Source organism: Bacillus luti (assembly GCF_001884105.1).
In the GTDB taxonomy this organism is placed as follows: Bacteria; Bacillota; Bacilli; order Bacillales; family Bacillaceae_G; genus Bacillus_A; species Bacillus_A luti.
The window spans coordinates 98,182-114,908 of record NZ_MACI01000003.1 but is presented as its reverse complement, the minus strand read 5'-3'; the positions used below and the strand labels follow the sequence as shown (position 1 = coordinate 114,908).

At 33.5% G+C, this 16,727-nt stretch carries 16 protein-coding genes and 3 pseudogenes; 4 read left to right on the top strand and 15 right to left on the bottom strand.

Annotation, left to right across the window (positions count from 1 at the left end):
* Nucleotides 1–82 precede the first annotated feature (82 nt).
* From BAQ48_RS00845 to BAQ48_RS00825, 5 genes are all read right to left on the bottom strand, one after another.
* Nucleotides 83–976, bottom strand: a complete 894-nt coding sequence (locus tag BAQ48_RS00845) for an alpha/beta fold hydrolase (RefSeq protein ID WP_071709634.1) — start codon at nt 974–976, stop codon at nt 83–85.
* An 84-nt stretch (nt 977–1,060) separates the two neighbouring features.
* Nucleotides 1,061–1,531: a DMT family transporter gene (locus tag BAQ48_RS00840; RefSeq protein ID WP_000579000.1), complete on the bottom strand. Its 471-nt coding sequence runs from the start codon at nt 1,529–1,531 to the stop codon at nt 1,061–1,063.
* Between the two features lie 19 nt (nt 1,532–1,550).
* Nucleotides 1,551–2,243, bottom strand: coding sequence for a Crp/Fnr family transcriptional regulator (locus BAQ48_RS00835; RefSeq protein ID WP_000428864.1), 693 nt, complete (start codon nt 2,241–2,243; stop codon nt 1,551–1,553).
* Between the two features lie 19 nt (nt 2,244–2,262).
* On the bottom strand, nt 2,263–2,688 hold the full coding sequence (locus BAQ48_RS00830; protein WP_071709633.1) for a DMT family transporter: 426 nt from the start codon (nt 2,686–2,688) through the stop codon (nt 2,263–2,265).
* 179 nt (nt 2,689–2,867) lie between these two features.
* A complete protein-coding gene (locus BAQ48_RS00825; RefSeq protein ID WP_071709632.1) occupies nt 2,868–3,353 on the bottom strand; it encodes a DUF2798 domain-containing protein in 486 nt (161 codons plus the stop codon).
* A gap of 211 nt (nt 3,354–3,564) precedes the next feature.
* On the opposite strand from BAQ48_RS00825, the gene BAQ48_RS00820 reads away from it, so the two are divergent.
* Nucleotides 3,565–4,167 carry a DUF2441 domain-containing protein gene (locus tag BAQ48_RS00820; protein ID WP_071709631.1) on the top strand — a complete coding sequence of 201 codons (603 nt, stop codon included), beginning with the start codon at nt 3,565–3,567 and terminating at the stop codon, nt 4,165–4,167.
* A gap of 74 nt (nt 4,168–4,241) precedes the next feature.
* Here the strand turns inward: BAQ48_RS00820 and BAQ48_RS00815 are convergent, their stop codons facing one another.
* The 3 genes and pseudogenes from BAQ48_RS00815 to BAQ48_RS00805 form a co-directional block, all read right to left on the bottom strand.
* A complete protein-coding gene (locus tag BAQ48_RS00815) occupies nt 4,242–5,108 on the bottom strand; it encodes an MBL fold metallo-hydrolase (protein ID WP_071709630.1) in 867 nt (288 codons plus the stop codon).
* A gap of 102 nt (nt 5,109–5,210) precedes the next feature.
* On the bottom strand, nt 5,211–5,840 hold the full coding sequence (locus BAQ48_RS00810) for an immunity protein Imm33 domain-containing protein (protein WP_071709629.1): 630 nt from the start codon (nt 5,838–5,840) through the stop codon (nt 5,211–5,213).
* Between the two features lie 87 nt (nt 5,841–5,927).
* Nucleotides 5,928–6,644, bottom strand: a pseudogene (locus BAQ48_RS00805) (class I SAM-dependent methyltransferase).
* A 192-nt stretch (nt 6,645–6,836) separates the two neighbouring features.
* On the opposite strand from BAQ48_RS00805, the gene BAQ48_RS00800 reads away from it, so the two are divergent.
* On the top strand, nt 6,837–7,574 hold the full coding sequence (locus BAQ48_RS00800) for a ZIP family metal transporter (protein WP_071709628.1): 738 nt from the start codon (nt 6,837–6,839) through the stop codon (nt 7,572–7,574).
* An 83-nt stretch (nt 7,575–7,657) separates the two neighbouring features.
* Nucleotides 7,658–9,358: a pyruvate oxidase gene (locus BAQ48_RS00795; RefSeq protein ID WP_071709627.1), complete on the top strand. Its 1,701-nt coding sequence runs from the start codon at nt 7,658–7,660 to the stop codon at nt 9,356–9,358.
* 45 nt (nt 9,359–9,403) lie between these two features.
* On the opposite strand, the pseudogene BAQ48_RS26605 reads toward BAQ48_RS00795, so the two are convergent.
* The 7 genes and pseudogenes from BAQ48_RS26605 to BAQ48_RS00765 all read right to left on the bottom strand — a co-directional run.
* A pseudogene (locus BAQ48_RS26605) lies at nt 9,404–9,541 on the bottom strand (peptide ABC transporter permease); the annotation flags it as partial.
* 220 nt (nt 9,542–9,761) lie between these two features.
* Nucleotides 9,762–10,073 carry a heterocycloanthracin/sonorensin family bacteriocin gene (locus tag BAQ48_RS00790; protein ID WP_071709626.1) on the bottom strand — a complete coding sequence of 104 codons (312 nt, stop codon included), beginning with the start codon at nt 10,071–10,073 and terminating at the stop codon, nt 9,762–9,764.
* Between the two features lie 326 nt (nt 10,074–10,399).
* Nucleotides 10,400–11,401 (bottom strand): ABC transporter permease, encoded by a 1,002-nt coding sequence (locus BAQ48_RS00785; protein ID WP_071709625.1) that lies wholly within the window; start codon nt 11,399–11,401, stop codon nt 10,400–10,402.
* A gap of 1 nt (nt 11,402) precedes the next feature.
* Nucleotides 11,403–12,269, bottom strand: a complete 867-nt coding sequence (locus tag BAQ48_RS00780; protein ID WP_071709624.1) for an ABC transporter permease subunit — start codon at nt 12,267–12,269, stop codon at nt 11,403–11,405.
* A gap of 222 nt (nt 12,270–12,491) precedes the next feature.
* Entirely contained in the window at nt 12,492–14,375 is a 1,884-nt protein-coding gene (locus tag BAQ48_RS00775) for an FtsX-like permease family protein (RefSeq protein ID WP_071709623.1), read from the bottom strand.
* Nucleotides 14,376–14,386: 11 nt separating this feature from the next.
* On the bottom strand, nt 14,387–15,154 hold the full coding sequence (locus tag BAQ48_RS00770; protein ID WP_071709621.1) for an ABC transporter ATP-binding protein: 768 nt from the start codon (nt 15,152–15,154) through the stop codon (nt 14,387–14,389).
* A 266-nt stretch (nt 15,155–15,420) separates the two neighbouring features.
* Nucleotides 15,421–15,545: pseudogene (locus BAQ48_RS00765) on the bottom strand (IS3-like element ISBt2 family transposase); the annotation flags it as partial.
* Nucleotides 15,546–15,849: 304 nt separating this feature from the next.
* On the opposite strand from BAQ48_RS00765, the gene BAQ48_RS00760 reads away from it, so the two are divergent.
* Nucleotides 15,850–16,347, top strand: a complete 498-nt coding sequence (locus BAQ48_RS00760; protein WP_071709619.1) for a DAPG hydrolase family protein — start codon at nt 15,850–15,852, stop codon at nt 16,345–16,347.
* Nucleotides 16,348–16,727: the final 380 nt, after the last annotated feature.

Below are 16,727 nucleotides of genomic sequence, written 5' to 3'. Positions count from 1 at the left end.
TTTGCTATTGGATTCGTCAAAAAACTGTATAAAATTTCGTATGCTCTTAGCGTGAGGATTTTCCAAAATGCTAGCGATTCCCCTATCGTTCCAAAAACTCAATAATCGTTTCACATACTTTATCCGTCTCCTCTATATCTGGGAAATGCGCACTATTTTCAAATATAACAAGTTTACTATTTTTCAATTGTCTCGATATTCTATTACTCATTCCTACACCCGTGTTATAGTCATGCGCCCCGACTATGACACACGTATCAATTTCTAAATCTTTAATGCGCCCAATAAGCGGTAAAGGTGATTTTGTTTCAAAAATAACTTTACTCATCTTCCCTGTATTACTTAACTTACTTTCCTTCCAAAGACTGCGATTTAACTTTGCAAATTCTTCATTTTTAAACAATAATCGATCTATAGTTACTGTATCAACTATACTCCAAACTTGATTGTATTTTTCTTTTAACGCAATTTCCGACTTACTTATTTTCGATATTTGTTCTTTCATTTCTCCTTTCGTTATTTGTAGAAAACCTTCTATCTGCACCGTATACATATCATTAAAATCATCTAATAATGGTGCTTGTAATACCATTTTTTCAATGTTTTTCGGATATTTCAAAGCATACTCTAAACAAAGTTGTCCACCAAAAGAGTAGCCTAACAAATTTATCTTCTCTACATTTAATTGCTTTCTTAATTCCTCTAAATCTTCCACTAGAGTATTGATTGAGTACTCACCATCATCTTGTGGTGCCTCACTTCGTCCACATCCTCTTTGTTCGTAATAAACAACAGTCCTATTTCCTTCTAACCTCAACCCAAGTGTTCTTTCGAATACATAATGATTACCACCTGGACCACCATGTACAATAATAAGAGGAACTGTATTATGAGCTCTCCCTGCAACTTTACACCAATGCAAAATCCCATTGATTTTCAAATAGTGTGCACCATCTTGCAACATAAACTGGATCATTTATTTCTCGCTCTCCTTATCGCTCACTTATTACTATCTAAATGTATAAGTTCTGACCATTAACACTTTTTCCCTTTATATTCTTTAGACACTATCCTCATTTATATGGATATCTTTTTTATTCGAAAATAGATTTTTAAAAATTCCTACCCCGACAATTAATAGGCCTATGCCAACTAATTTATTTATTTGTAATGGAATGCTCTCCATTCCAAATAATCCGAATGAATCAATGCATAAGGCAACGACCAATTGAGTAATAAGGCTAATTAGCACCGTATACGCTGGACCTAAACTCTTTATTGCACCCATTATACAAATAATTAATCCAATGCCAAACAATCCACTTACATAAAATAAATAATTTGTAGTATAAAATTTTATGCTAATACTGTTCTCTGTTATGATATAAAATAAAACCGAACTTATAAGACCTACTCCAAGAACACATGCAGTTGTTAACCACTGCCCTACATTTTCATTCACTTTTGCATTAAAAACAGATTGTAAGCTAATTAATACTCCAGCAAATATAGCTAAACTAAATCCAATCATAATCTTTCTCTCCCTTTTATTACTCATATATATTATCTTTCGCGACTTCCTTCATTCTAGAAATTTCTTTAATTACAATAACTCCATTGCTCTTTTCAATTAATTTTTCATTATAAAATTTTTGTAACACACGAATTACGTGTCTATAGCTTACTCCTATAAAATCTGCGATACTTGATACCGAAGTTGCATCCAAATCCTCTTTATACATATTCCCATTACTATCAGTAGAAATGGAAAGTAAATAACTAGCTACACGTACTTCTACTGGATAAAGTAAATTAAGAGCTGTAAAACGAGTCGATATCTTTAATGTGTTCGCAATGTTTTCAAGTAGGAAGTTCATAAATATAGGATCCTGTATTAACTTGTTTCTAATTACCGTATTAGAAATGGAGATAGCTATAACATCTGAACAAGCTTCAACGACATTATGTGTCTTACTTTTTTGTATTAATTCAATATCGCCAACAACCGCCAATGGATTAATAAAACGAAGGATTAGTTTCTTTCCTTCTGGTGTAATCGTGTAAACTTTTACTTTACCTTTAACAACAAAATATAAACGATGAATTCCCTCATCTTTATCACAAATAAGTGTACCTTTTTTAAAATGATTTACTTGAAAATAATCTGTGTCTATTTCCGAAAAAACCTCAAGTATTTTATAAGTTTTCAAATAATGCATAATTAATTCTGATTTATTCTCCACTTTCATTTCCTCCTTTCCTTTACATATTAAATATAGCAATACCTATAATCATTACTATTGTTCCCACAATGTGACATCTCTCCATTTGTATCTTTTTTATATGAAACAGTCCTTTCATTTCAATAACAGCTGCTGTTAATAATTGTGCAACCATAAGTGTTCCAGCTGTTAATGTAACTCCCATTGAATATATCGCCATAGTTTCTGCACAAATAATCAAACCACCAAATGCACCGGCTGCTAAATATACTTTTTTCACACCCTTTAAATCTGTTACTTTCTCTTCTTTCTTTACCAAAAATACAGTAGTTGCAATAAGAAACCCAATTAAATGAGTTATAATACTCGTTGACCATATGCCGATATGTGAACTAAGTTTCGCATTAAAGGTTCCTTGAAGTGTTATAAATAAACCAGCAAAAATAGCAAATATAATACCTTTCAAAAAATCATCTCCTCATCTTTTATTCCTGACTTAATTAAAAGCTATAACCCTATAAAGGCAAAAGGACAAATGTCACATCAGTTTGAAAATAGCTAGGAATGAACAAAAAAAGCACACCCCAGAATATTTGAGGTGCGCTTTAATTAGAATATTGATATATAATATTTTATAAATTAAATTTACGCTATAGTAACAGATTTCTTCTTCATAACAAACCTTGTAAATAAGAAACGTACTAACGGTCCCATAATGATTAATTGTAGTGGATACGCCATCATAAAGTTTTTAATAAAAATTGAAAAGTAAATAGAAATAAATGAGTCGCCATGTAGCCCATTATGTAAATACATCATAGCTATACCGAAAAATGACATAAAGAACACCATTCCGATTACCATTGCTGTCGCCATCGCAACAATAATATTTATTTTCTTCGATTTATCAAACGGTAACGCGAATACAATTTTTTTCGCACAAGGTCCAACGATACATATTTCAATTAATAGTGCAATTATAAATCCAATGAGTAGTTCTAATACGATCTCCTTAATATGAATTGGTCCTCCTGCTCCATTCATCAATACATTGTAAAACGTCATTACGATAACCATCCCTAGGCACATCATCATGCCAAATTGGAGATTTTCCTTTCTTGTTGTTGGCAATTTTCATCATCCCTTCTCTTTGAGTCTTTGTCATTATATCGATATCGGAAACCTCTTCGTAAGTGAACATTTTGTGAACAAATTTAAAACGTTTTCATATGTTTTTTTCCTCTCAACTCGAACTCTCACTTTTATTTATAGAGGTTTTATATATTTCAATGTTGAATTATTAAATTTAACATTGAAATATATAACTACTAGGAGGATTACCATGCATGAAGCAGAATTTTACGCTTATCACATCGTTACAAGGAAAAAAATGAGTATTGGGCAAATCATTCATTTTGACAAAAATCAAACGAATACCCTATATCGCTTCTTTTTTGAAAGAGAGCAATTAAATTCTAACGGTGAAGATTCGATACAAATTTTAAAAAATCATTATACAAATGGCGGATTATATTTAAAAAATGAAAATGTGAAAGTAGTTATGAGTTATATGGATCAAACAATTAGAGCAGTCAGAGAAACGATTGTAGAAATGGTTAGGCTACAAGAATATCCTGAATACCCTTCCAGATTATCTTGCTTATATGCTGCCAAAAACTATGAAGATGCTTTGAAATGGAAAGCATTATTTGATTCCTACAATCGAGAAGTTTTGCAGATTGTTAAACTACAAGTAACTGGAAATTCTTTTGAAGGTGACGGTAATCTTTTACCGAAAGAAGATGGTATTCCATTCTCTCAAAAAATTGAACAAGCTAAAGAGTATTGGAAGGGAAACGTTAAAAATGAACTTCCTGAGCTATTGATTAATGGGAAAATTGAAGTAGTGGAAATTATTGATGACTTTTCATCACTTCAAATTTAATTTCAAAAAGAGTATTGCACTTACTCTCAATACTCTTTTTGTGTAATTTAATGTTATTTGATTAGATTTGTATTTTACAGATTGTTCATTTCATAGCCATTTACAAAAAACGTTATTGTTTCTAGTTCATCTTCATTTAATTCTCTATCTATATCTCGTTTAAAAGCTTCCTTTATCTTCTCTTCATCGCCTTTATGTATTTCCGTATAAGTTCCTACTGTTTTCAGCAAATGCATCTCTTGTAAAAACTCATCCCGATTTATAGCTGTCCCATGAGAAAGAATATATGTCCCAGCATCAAATTTCTCTAATTCATCTATTAATTTAAACGTTCGTTTTGTCGTATAATTCCACTTCGAAGAAAAAATATCAGCATATATACAGTCTCCTAAAAACAATATCTTTTCTTCTTTCATATACATAACAACAGAGTCATGTGCATGATCTCCGCCAACATGTTTTAACACGCATGTCACTTCACCAAGGTCTAATTCAAGTTGATTCTGAAACGTTAAGTTCGGTGGGATAATTTTAATATTTCTTGGTTGTCCACTAAACTCTTTTTTGATACAATCCGCACAAAATTCAATTTCTGTACCTTCTTCTACTCGTGCGTCCAACGCATCATCTGTCCATTCATAAGATACTAATGTCTGCATCTCCTTTTTCGTTTCAGTATGTGCAATAGTTAATGCATTTTGTAGTACAGACAATCCAAAAATATGATCCCAGTGCCAATGCGTTAGTGCCACAAAATCAGGACTTGATACATTCTGTTCTTTTAACATTTCTAAAAATAATTGTGCATGTGCTTCTGAATTCCCTGCATCAATCATTAAAGTTTTTTCTTTTCCAACGACCATTCCTAATATAGGTCTATCTGTTTCGGAAACAGGTGTCATATACCAAAATGAGTTTCCTATTTTTTTAATTTGCTGCATAACTAATCCCTCCATTTACTACTACTCTCTTCAATTATTATCTGTACCAGCGCATAGCTTGAAATAATATATATTGCTTTCTTTAAAACGTAGTAACTTCTTCTATCCATTTAAATAAGTATCCCAATCATAGTCTTTAATCTTATAAAATCTACCTCTATCATTTCTTTCATATGCACATAAAGGCGGTTCCCCAATAAATTCTAAAATAGAATCATCCATATTCAATATGACGCCAATTGAAATAATTTGAAAGTTTTTAGGATTATTTACATAGTCATCACTTTCATAGCCACTTAATATTGACCAACCAGAGTCACCCTCTTCTCTTGGATCCTCTTTAAGCATGAAGTTAAATTCTCTTTTGTCAAGTACATCATTACTAACAATTACCTTCGTGTCAAAATAAAAATCCCAATCTTTTGAAGCTGGATCATTATATTCCGTATCACCTATATTTTCAATTCCAAATGAAATTTCATCACCTACTTTTAAATCTAAACGATACGGATTATTGCTCAGTTTCCCTACAAACTTCTTATCATTTCTTTCATTGATTTCAACCCACATTCTTTCACCATGAAACCCATCTTCTTCTTCGTTTTTAGTTACAAAAATTAACTTTACCAAATCTCCAACCTTTAATTTCTCCAAAACTTCTGCACCGGGAACATAAAATGTATATGGAGATTCTTTATTTAACTCATAAACGTTATCTAAATACCAGGACATTTTTTCACCCTCCTAAAAATAATATCATTTATTTAAAATACTAATTATGTAAGACACCAATTTAATCCTTAGAGGTTTTTTATACTATTATTTCTTCCGACAAACAACCACCATTGAATAACAATCCTCTCCTAACTCATTCCCTTCCCAATCATTATATATATGTAGCAACTCGAACCCGTTCAATTCTAACAATCTTTCTAATTCTTGCGGGTACGTATAACGAAGATCAATCGTTGTTTTTAGTTCTTCTACTAGCGTATCACCCTCATAAAACTTTCTTGTTGTTATGTAGTGCTGTATTTGCTGAATTGAATCGTATGTCATTTCAGTATATAAATCACATTTCCTACCCTTTTCATCATTAACAGTTGTCGAATATTCTTCTGTAGATGGTTGTATTAATTCTTCTTTTGAAGGGAAACGTGTATCAAATATGAATATACCATTCTCAGCTACCACATGATGAATAGATGTTAATAATTGATTTTGATGAATATTCGTAAGGAAATGCTGGAATCCATGCCCTACCATAAATGCTAGCGAAATGGTATCTTCAATGTTCAATTGTAAGCAGTCTTGTTGTAACCATTTTACCTTCTTACAATCCGTAGTTTTTCTCTTCGCTTCAGCAAGCATTCCTTCATGTATATCTACACCGATCATTTGATATCCGTTTTCTATAAATGGAATTGTAATTCTTCCTGTTCCACAAGCAATATCTAGAATCCATTCATTTTGTATATTTAGTTTTTGTGCCTATGATAGTAAGAACGGAAAATCTGACAAACTTTTATTTTCAATATCATATCGTTTTGGATTTTCTTATTCAGATAAACTCCATTTTGTTTGCATTTATATTCTCCATTTCAATTCAATATATAAATTATAATGAATTTACAGTTTTTTCTCTATAATTAATCATAATAATTTGGACTAATCTAACTTTCCTTCTCGTAAGCTAAAAACAAGGGTATAGAATCGGAGTGTGATACGATGGAACGATTATGGATTCCAATGATTGTTACGTTTTTTTCGTTCGGTGGATTACTATTAGGGGGGGCAGTTGGAGTGGCAACACGCCAGCTAATTGAAGAAAAAATGCATCGTTTATACGCATTATGTGGCGGTATTTTACTTGGGTTATTATCACTTGAAATTATTCCTGAAACATTTTCAAGCTATGAAAAAATTGGGCCTATACTTGGTATAGCTATCGGTATTTTAGTTATGAGCTTATTAGATAACTATTGTCATCATCCAATGGTACATAAAAAAGATCAACAAGCATGGCAAACTTTCCTTTTTCTTTCTTTCGCTATATTCATTCACAATATACCAAGTGGATTTGCGTTAGGTACAGCTTTTATTAATCATGCTGACTCTGCCATTCCCTTTTTAATGGCAATCGTCATTCACCATATTCCAGAAGGATTAGCTTTAATTATCCCCTTTCTCTTTACAAAGCATAAATATATTTCATTCTTATTAACAACTTTATTACTTTCTCTTATTCTCGGTACAGGTACTGTTTTTGGAATTTTGATGGAAGGAAAAGCTCTTCACCTGCAAGGACTCATTATGGGAAGTGCTATCGGTTCACTTGGCTATGTCACAATTCATGAAATGCTTTGGAAGGCAAAGAAACAGCTCTCTTTCCTTTCATTTCTAACGTGGGCAACTAGTGGATTTTTACTAATAACAGTGTTTACTCTATTCTCTGGTCATCATTAAAGCTAATACATTTTCTTATTTGTATATTTTCCCTTTTTCTCCAAATCATATTGTTATCTACCTATTTATAAGGAGGAACAATTATGTTTGGAAAAACAGCCGGTGAAGCATTAGTTGATCTATTAATTGACTGGGGAGTAGAACACATATACGGAATGCCTGGAGATTCCATCAATTCTATTATTGAAGCTTTAAGAAAAAAACAAGATAAAATTAAATTCATTCAAGTTCGCCATGAAGAAGCTGGCGCATTAGCTGCGGCTGCCTATGCGAAATTAACAGGAAAACTAGGCGTATGTATGGCTATTGCAGGACCAGGTGCAATCCATTTACTCAATGGTTTATATGATGCGAAACTCGATAAAGCCCCTGTGTTAGCAATTTCAGGACAAGTAGAATCTGATTTACTCGGAACCGATTTTTTCCAAGAAGTAAACTTAGAAAGAATGTTTGATGATGTTGCGGTTTATAACCAGCGCATTATGTCTGCAGAACAGTTACCTGCTGTCGTGAATCAAGCAATTCGAATGGCATATACGAAAAAAGGTGTATCGGTTCTTACTATTCCAGATGATGTTCCGAAATTCGAAGTGAAAAATGGTGCTCGTGTTACAAACACTTCTTTTACACTCCCTGAGCTATTTCCGCAAAAAGAAGATTTAGCTGCCGCGAAACTCGCGATAAATGAAGCGATAAAGCCTGTTATTTTAGCTGGAAAAGGTGCAAAACATGCGAGAGAATCTTTACTTGCATTTGCAGAACATATTGGTGCTCCAATCGTACTTACCTTACCAGCTAAAGGAATTATTCCTGATGAACACCCTCTTTGCATCGGTGGGTTAGGGTTAATTGGGACGAAACCTTCATATGAAGCAATGAAGCATGCGGATACTTTAATTATGGTTGGTACTTCTTATCCATTTACTGGTTTCTTACCCGAAAAGGCAAAAACAATTCATATCGATACAGATCCTGCCCAAATCGGAAAGCGTTATGTGACAGATATCGGCTTAGCTGGTGATGCTGATAAAACATTAAAATGGTTAGTTGCAAATGTTGAAAAACATGAAGACCATACTTTCTTAGAACACCATCAAGAAATGATGAAAAAGTGGGAAGAAAAATTACACAATCAAGAAGAAGACTCTTCCACTCCAATTAAACCACAGCGAGTTATGCATGCCTTACAGCAAGTAGCAGAAGATGATGCAATTCTATCAGTCGATGTCGGAAATGTAACAGTATGGACTGCAAGACACTTCCGTATGACAAACCAGCAATTTATCATTTCTAGTTGGCTTGCAACACTTGGCTGCGGTTTACCTGGTGCCCTCGCTGGGAAAATTGCGTTCCCAGATAAACAAGTATTTGCAGTTTGTGGTGACGGCGGATTTGGAATGACAATGAACGACTTTGTAACAGCTGTTAAATATAAGCTACCAATCGTTGTTGTCGTATTGAACAATAATAAAATTGCTATGATTAAATTCGAACAAGAGGTTATGGGGAATATCGAATTTGGTACAGACTTAACAAACCCTGATTTTGCAAAATACGCAGAAGCTTGTGGTGGTATTGGATACCGTGTTGAGAATTTAGATGAACTACTTCCTGCTTTCGAAAGTGCAGTCAAACAAAACAGACCGTGTATTATTGATGTAGTTGTAGATGTAAACGAAGCACCAATGCCAGCAAAAATCACATTTGGTCAAGCGGCTGGTTATACGAAACATATGATAAAAGAATTATTTGAAGAAGGTAAGATTGATTTACCTCCCCTTTAAACGAAAAAAGATAGTTGAAAACAATTTGTCTTCAGCTATCTTTCTTTATTTTTGTACCTCTCTATAAAAAGAAAAATTATTCACATTAGACTGTATTTTCTTCTCTACTTTCACTTCTTTATTTTCCCTCTTCGGCCTTTTCACATTTCCTAGCTTAACTGCATCTTGCATACTATTACTAATATCACGAATGATTTTTCGAGTATTCACATTAATATTATCTACTTAATTAAGTCTGTTTTTTCAAGTGACATATCAGCGATATTTTATATCTATTTCGTATACGTGTTAGCCAGTTCGTTTGCAAACTTGTTAGCGCTTTTTATAAAAATTGTATAATGCTTTAAAAAGCATGAATCCGTTTTAATCAATCTTTTTCAAAATGGATTCATTTTGTCTCTTATCAATATTCATATGTTACAATAGTACCAGTAGTATCAGTAAAACCATTAAAACAATTAGAGCAACCACCACAACCGCCACAGCCGCCACAACTAAAGCAACCGAAGCAACCAAAACAACGGAATCCACCACAACGAAATCCACCACCACCGCAACGACCACAACCGCCACAACGACCACAACCGCCACAGCGACGAGCAGCATCTTCTATATAGTAATATGGATATTGATTTTGCTGGTCCCAATACACAATATTTCCAGAATGGTAATCATTCAGGCTTAACGCTTGTAGTTCTTGTTGAAAATTATTCATTTTCATAACCTCCGTTTGTTAACTACAACCCCATCGATGCTTTCCTATATTTCTGTTTGTTAAATCTAAGTAGAAATAGCGCTATAAACTAAGTTCAATACGTACACCAACAAAATATGACCTATCAATAGATGATGCACCTTGTTCATATACCTATTTTTAGTTTTTTTACTATGGATTCATTTTTATAAATGGAAATTATAATTTTCCTGGTGCACTTGCTGGGAAAATTGCTTTTCCGGATAAACAAGTATTTGCAGTTTTACCTCCCCTTTAAAATATAAAAGAAAGGTAGCTGAAAACTTATTATTTTCAGCTACCTTTCTCTATTTTGATACCTCTCTATGAAATGAAAAATCGTTCACGGTAGGCTGCGATGATTTCTCTACTTTAACTTCTTTATCCTTCTTCTTTGGCATTCTTGCGTTTCCTAGTTTTATCGCATCTTGCATACTATTACTAATCAGATTTCCTGACAATATTGTCATACTATAGAAAGCGATTGGTATTAGTACAATCCATGTGTGTGTAGTTAAGTGACGGAAATTTTGGCCAATTAAGCCTGTCCATTCTTTTGTTACACTATCTGGATCTAATCCAAACATTATCGTTCCTCCGAAAAACAACTTAAGTAAACCAAGATGCATAAGAAGTAATAGCACACTTACAAATTGTTGAGCTACTAATAAAAGAAAAGATGGTAACATATGTGGCCATACATGGCGCTTCAGTCTCTGCCACTTACTTCCTCCAAGCACTGTTGCCGCCAACATAAATTCTTCTTTCTTAATACGCTTCACTTCTTGCGCTACATACAACATAACTGTCGGTACTGCCAGACATGTAAGAACTAAAATTTGAAATGCAACTCGCAAATGAAACGGAGCAGCTGCCTCCCCACTGTCGAACATTAAAACTTCCTTTAATATAAAATAGGAAATCATAATCATCGGTACGATACTAAACGGATCAAAAAAAGATGAGATAACTGGAAATGAACGTTTACTGTACATACCAAGTAATAAGCCAATAGCTCCGCCAATTACTACACGTAAAACTGCGATTACGATACTCGCTCCTACGGTCCATTTTGCCCCTTCTATTATTAATTGAAAAAGATCGCGTCCTTTCACATCAGTTCCGAACCAAAATTTACTAGATGGTGAAAACGGAGCAGCCTCTAATTCTCCCTTTTCGTTATACATCATCGTTATTTCACGAATATTCCCGTCAAAAAACACCGTATTTCCAATACTAACAATCATTAATACACTCAAAAAAGTAACACCTATCCAAAATCTAACATCTCTTTTTACAACTTGCCACATGTTACACACGCTCCTTTATAACATTTTGCAGCAGCGTATGTAATATACGAAATAGTATAAAAAGCGGTACGTATAATATAACTAAACTCACTGTAAATATTTCTAATTTAGAATTTTCTTTTACAAAAACAAACATGCCGTACGTATTAAATAGCCATTCAATAATATATAAATTTGATAACATAAATAAAATATTTGTTTTTGCATAATAGACTGTTGTTAACAAGACATTTCTTGAAATATGATGCGTCAAAATATGTCTTAAACTTAATCCTTTACTCTTGGCAAATATACTATAATCTTTCTCTAATTCTTCCCTAAAACGTAATAATAGTAGCTTAATAAATAATAATGTTGTAGGTATAGCAAGGCATATTATTGGTAACATGCGTACTTTTTCTTCACCCAACCCCGCATGTTTCACCGGCATAAGTCCTGTTTTTTGAAAGATAATTACTACTAGAAGCTGAGATAGTAAAATTAATAAAATATCTGGAATACTTTCAAGCGCTACAAAAACTCCATTCCATATTCGTTGCTTTGATTGCGAGCGTTGTAATACCCACACGACGATAAAATATGCAATAAGTAAAGATAGTATAAATGCGGAAAGGAACACAAACATTGTCTCTACATAATGAATCCATATTTGTGGAAATAACTTTCTTGAATTCCGAAATCCATAAGTAATTTCACCCGGTTGAAGTAACTTCTCTCCAAGAAACACAACTGTGTTCCAAAAACCGATTAAATCAATTTGCAGTCCTTTAAATAAACGTGGTAGCGCCCCTAAAAAAAGAATACAAATAAATGCGGCAAACAATTGTAAACATGTAACCCCACACCACTTACCAATTCGAATAAACATAACTATTACCCCTTTTATTTAAATGAATATTCAGAAATAAACACCGTGTATTGTGCCTATACCTTGTAATGAAATCACTCCTCCCTCGACAAAACGTAGCGATTTCCGTCATTTCTCGGAAGCTTTATTATATTTTCCGACCATTATCCAACATTTTCCTTCTTGATTCATTACATACTATAAAAGAGCCCTTGTTTTCAAAACAAGGACTCTTTTCTTAAACTATTTCGCTACCTCTTCTTTCGGCATTACCATACCTTTATACAATTGAACCGTTATCCAGTAATAAATAAAGTAAATGACTAAGAAAATCCCTATCGGCACCCAGACTTTCACAAATGGGTCAACTAATATAAAGCTGAATAAGTTAAGCCCTACTAACACATGGGAAATGCCAATAATCGCTGGGAAGATAAATAAATATGAAATTTCTTTATATATACTTTTTGTTAACATACTGCGTCTCACACCGATTTTTCGTAACATTTCATAACGACGTACGTCACGAGAAGCACCTGTTAATATTTTGAACATAAGGGAACTTGCCATCATTGCTAAGAAGGCAATTCCGAGGAAGAATCCCATAAACATTGTTCCGCTCATGAAACTGTTCATGAACTGATAAATTGTCATTTTCGTATATAAATCTACTTTTGCACCTGTTGTTTTTTCAATTAATTCTTTTTGTCTCTTATCTATGTCGAGCAACAATGGTTTATATTTTTTCATGTCGTCTACTTTTACTAACGTTACACTATGTTCTGTTCCTTGAACTGCCTTATAATGCTCCTCATCAGCAATTCTTACAGGTTTTCCGTTAAATTGATTATGTGTAATTTGTATTTCTCTTACAACTGCATCTTCCCAATCTTTTGGCATAGGAGGAAACTTTTTCGCTGCTTCGGGAGCTTCCAAAGCAGAATAGACCGGTTCAGTTAAAGTTTCAGCCACACGTTTACGTGCAGGCTCTTTTAAAGTTTTTGTATCAAAATGATCGGAAACAAGTGGCGGTTTTGCAGTTAAGTCGTTACGTAAGTAATAAACCGCTTCTCCATCTACTTTATACTTATACTTGCTTTCCTCAACAATTTCCATTTCTTTTAATGCTGCTTGATCTTGTTCATTTGGATCATGAATTACAACATCATAAACACGTGAGAAGTCTGTCATAATACCTACATTTTTTTGAAATGCCATACCCGCTGTCATTGCACCTGCACCTAATGCAATTAGCATCGCTACAGTGCCTAATACTCTCGATAAACTATTTACTCGAAAGCGTAGCTGTGCATATGTAAAACTATTTAAACCCGTTTCATTTCGTTTTTTATTCCCTTTAATTTTCATCACAAAAAATGGGAGCAATGAACTGAAAATAAAATACGTTCCAAGTGTTGTAACGATTGTCGCTATTATAAAACCGACTTCCGCAAATAATTTTATATTCACCATAAAATAGTACCCTATACTTACTAGTAATATACCAAGTACAGTCATTATAATAATGCGAGTTTTACTTTTCTTCACTTCATCTAATGTTTCATCTTCACGAATTAACTCTAGTTCTGTTTTACGTAATAAACGGATGCTATTCATTAAACCAGTAATAAAAAATAGTATTAAAAAGAATATAGCTGTAACTATAATTGCTGGTGTATATACAGATGAATAACTACCTTTTGCTGAAATTTCCATGCCATTCATTAAAAAGTTTCCTGCTACACTTGCTAGTAACATTCCTACTAAAATACCGATAATAATACTAACAATACCCATACCAAATGTTTCAATAAATAATAACTGTGCTACTTTTTTCTTTTTCGCTCCAAGCATCATGTACATACCGAGTTCTTTTCTTCTTAATGTGAGCAAGAAAGAGTTGGCATATATAATATAAAATACAGTAATGAAAGATAATAGTATTGCACCTACCCAGAATACGAGTCTAATACTACTAATCAGACTATTATCTTTCGTAAATTCACTATTCATCGCCATCGTTTGGAACATGTAAAAAATACTAATACTAATAACGAGACCGATAAGTAAAACCATATAATCTTTCAACATTTTTTTCATACTATGACGTGATAATTTGAATAACATTGTCTCGCCCCCTACTTAGACTCAGCAGCTGAGCCCATATGAGCAAGCACACCTAAAATGTCTTGATAGAAATTTTCTCGCGTTCCTTGACGCTTTAATTCTTTATATAGAAGACCATCTTGAATAAATAAAATACGCTCACAATAACTCGCACTAAATGCATCGTGTGTAACCATCAAAATACTTACATTGTGATTTTCATGTAAATCTTGCATCGCTTCTAATAAGCTTTTTGCATTTTTACTATCAAGCGCTCCTGTCGGTTCATCTGCTAATACGATTGCCGGATTATGTACTAAAGCTCGTGCTGCCGCTGTTCTTTGCTTTTGTCCACCAGAAACAGCAGTCGGATATTTCGTTAAAATTTCGGTAATCCCTAATTTCTTTGCCACTTCATTTACCTTTCCTGTAATCTCACTTGACGGTACACCTTGCAAAGAAAGTGGTAAAGCAATGTTTTCATAAATTGATAAGTTTTCTAGTAAGTTAAAATCTTGAAAAATGAATCCTAATTTTTGAGATCGAAAATCTGATAATGCATTCCCCTTCATAGAAGTAATATTTGTGCCCGCAATTGTCACACTGCCACCTGTCGCTTGATCGAGTGTACTAATCACATTAAGTAATGTCGTTTTTCCAGATCCAGAAGGACCCATAATCCCGACGAATTCTCCCGCTTTAATACTTAATGAAACACCCCTTAACGCTTTCGATTGATTTTCATTCTTTTTCCCATACGTTTTTTCTACACTTTCTACAGTCACTACATTTGTTGACATCTCTTTCACTCCATCCCTTTTGTATAGTATAAATTTCTCATATATTTCTTATCTTTTTCTCATGTAAATCCTTAATATTTTTTTAATTTTTCAAACAAAAATAATTACACGGGGACCATGAACCTTTTGCCTACTTCATATTCTCATTTTTCTACAACTCGTTCCCTCGATTTCGCTTACATTTACCTTACAATTTTGTAAGGTAGAAAAACACCGCTTTAATATGAAGTGAACCCCAAAACATGACACCTATCAAACACCTAAACCATCTGCTCCAATTCACTTAGCTCTTTTGGCCCATTTCCAAGGGGATTGGTTGAAAACGATAAGGTTGATCTGTACGATACCATTTCATCCATGTCTTAATTTGAGAAACATTTTTAATTCGGAGTAAATGTCCCTTGATTAATGTTGGCTTTAGATTTAATATCCTTAAATGTAATAGAATCAATCCCTTTCTCATCTATTAATTCAGTTCGTGCATCACGTATTGCTTCTTTAGGACGAGCTATACGTATATCAGTACATTGATGTGTAAATTTTTCCTTCCTAAATTTTTCTAGACATATTTATATAAGTTGTTCAGAATACAACAGATCCGCTATTTCTGTTTATTGAACCTAGAAGATACACCTACTATAATACTTAATATAAATAACCAACACTGTGTCGGTTAAAAAATAGGAGGAACAAAAATGAAAAACCAAGTATCACTAGTAGTTGAACATGATTTGAAAAACGTAACACCAGAAATGATTGACTGGTGGTGGGATAATATTGATAACTCTGAACGATATAAACTATGGCACCCAGAAGAACATGTCGATTTTAAATGGTTAGTTGACCCTAAAGTACATGGACATATAGGAGCCATATCAGCTTCAATTGAATCTGCGGGGGATGGACTTGAATTCCCACTAAAAATTAGATGGGAAGATCCTAAAGATTGTCCTATAAACACCCATTACAGCCATGTTTTAATGGGTTCCTGTTTAGATGATGATGACCATGTAATTTCACAAGTAATACACCAATACGAAAAATCCGAAGACGGTACAGTAATGACTTCTACATTCATTTTCCCAAAAGGATTACCCCCATTTATTAATCTAAGTGGTTTATATAAACACAATGTAGAAGAAATGAGTCAGTTCAGTATATTTTTACCAGAATTGTTTGCAGAAAATCTGTAAGACAATTTAACCAGCTTTCCATTTAATAAATGACTAACTAGAAAATAAATTGGCCTCCAGTGTTTTAGATACATCTAAAATACTGGAGGCCTGTCAATATAAAGTGAAACTTTAATCAGTGGGGGTTTTGTTCATCCCCCACTGATTATTAGTTGAACCAATCGGGCTTTTACGGGCAGTTGATCCCCCACCTAACTTCTTTGCTTCAGCTGAATTTTGAGGTGGGGGTCTTACTGCCCGTTAATGCGGGATAAAATCAATCACTCGCCACCTTGCTTATTCTGAGCAATTTACGCTCATCTTCAAATGAAAAACACCTCCGTTGAATTTACATACTTAGTATGCCAATTCAGGAGGTGTTTTTTCATTTACCACTATTC

What these genes read in the sequence shown, in the direction of transcription:
- BAQ48_RS00840 (WP_000579000.1), bottom strand. Translation starts at nt 1,531, where the DNA reads ATGATTGGATTTAGTTTAGCTATATTTGCTGGAGTATTAATTAGCTTA.
- BAQ48_RS00795 (WP_071709627.1), top strand. Translation starts at nt 7,658, where the DNA reads ATGTTTGGAAAAACAGCCGGTGAAGCATTAGTTGATCTATTAATTGAC.
- BAQ48_RS00820 (WP_071709631.1), top strand. Translation starts at nt 3,565, where the DNA reads ATGCATGAAGCAGAATTTTACGCTTATCACATCGTTACAAGGAAAAAA.
- BAQ48_RS00760 (WP_071709619.1), top strand. Translation starts at nt 15,850, where the DNA reads ATGAAAAACCAAGTATCACTAGTAGTTGAACATGATTTGAAAAACGTA.
- BAQ48_RS00810 (WP_071709629.1), bottom strand. Translation starts at nt 5,840, where the DNA reads ATGTCCTGGTATTTAGATAACGTTTATGAGTTAAATAAAGAATCTCCA.
- BAQ48_RS00770 (WP_071709621.1), bottom strand. Translation starts at nt 15,154, where the DNA reads ATGTCAACAAATGTAGTGACTGTAGAAAGTGTAGAAAAAACGTATGGG.
- BAQ48_RS00785 (WP_071709625.1), bottom strand. Translation starts at nt 11,401, where the DNA reads ATGTGGCAAGTTGTAAAAAGAGATGTTAGATTTTGGATAGGTGTTACT.
- BAQ48_RS00800 (WP_071709628.1), top strand. Translation starts at nt 6,837, where the DNA reads ATGGAACGATTATGGATTCCAATGATTGTTACGTTTTTTTCGTTCGGT.
- BAQ48_RS00780 (WP_071709624.1), bottom strand. Translation starts at nt 12,269, where the DNA reads ATGTTTATTCGAATTGGTAAGTGGTGTGGGGTTACATGTTTACAATTG.
- BAQ48_RS00845 (WP_071709634.1), bottom strand. Translation starts at nt 976, where the DNA reads ATGATCCAGTTTATGTTGCAAGATGGTGCACACTATTTGAAAATCAAT.
- BAQ48_RS00815 (WP_071709630.1), bottom strand. Translation starts at nt 5,108, where the DNA reads ATGCAGCAAATTAAAAAAATAGGAAACTCATTTTGGTATATGACACCT.
- BAQ48_RS00790 (WP_071709626.1), bottom strand. Translation starts at nt 10,073, where the DNA reads ATGAATAATTTTCAACAAGAACTACAAGCGTTAAGCCTGAATGATTAC.
- BAQ48_RS00775 (WP_071709623.1), bottom strand. Translation starts at nt 14,375, where the DNA reads ATGTTATTCAAATTATCACGTCATAGTATGAAAAAAATGTTGAAAGAT.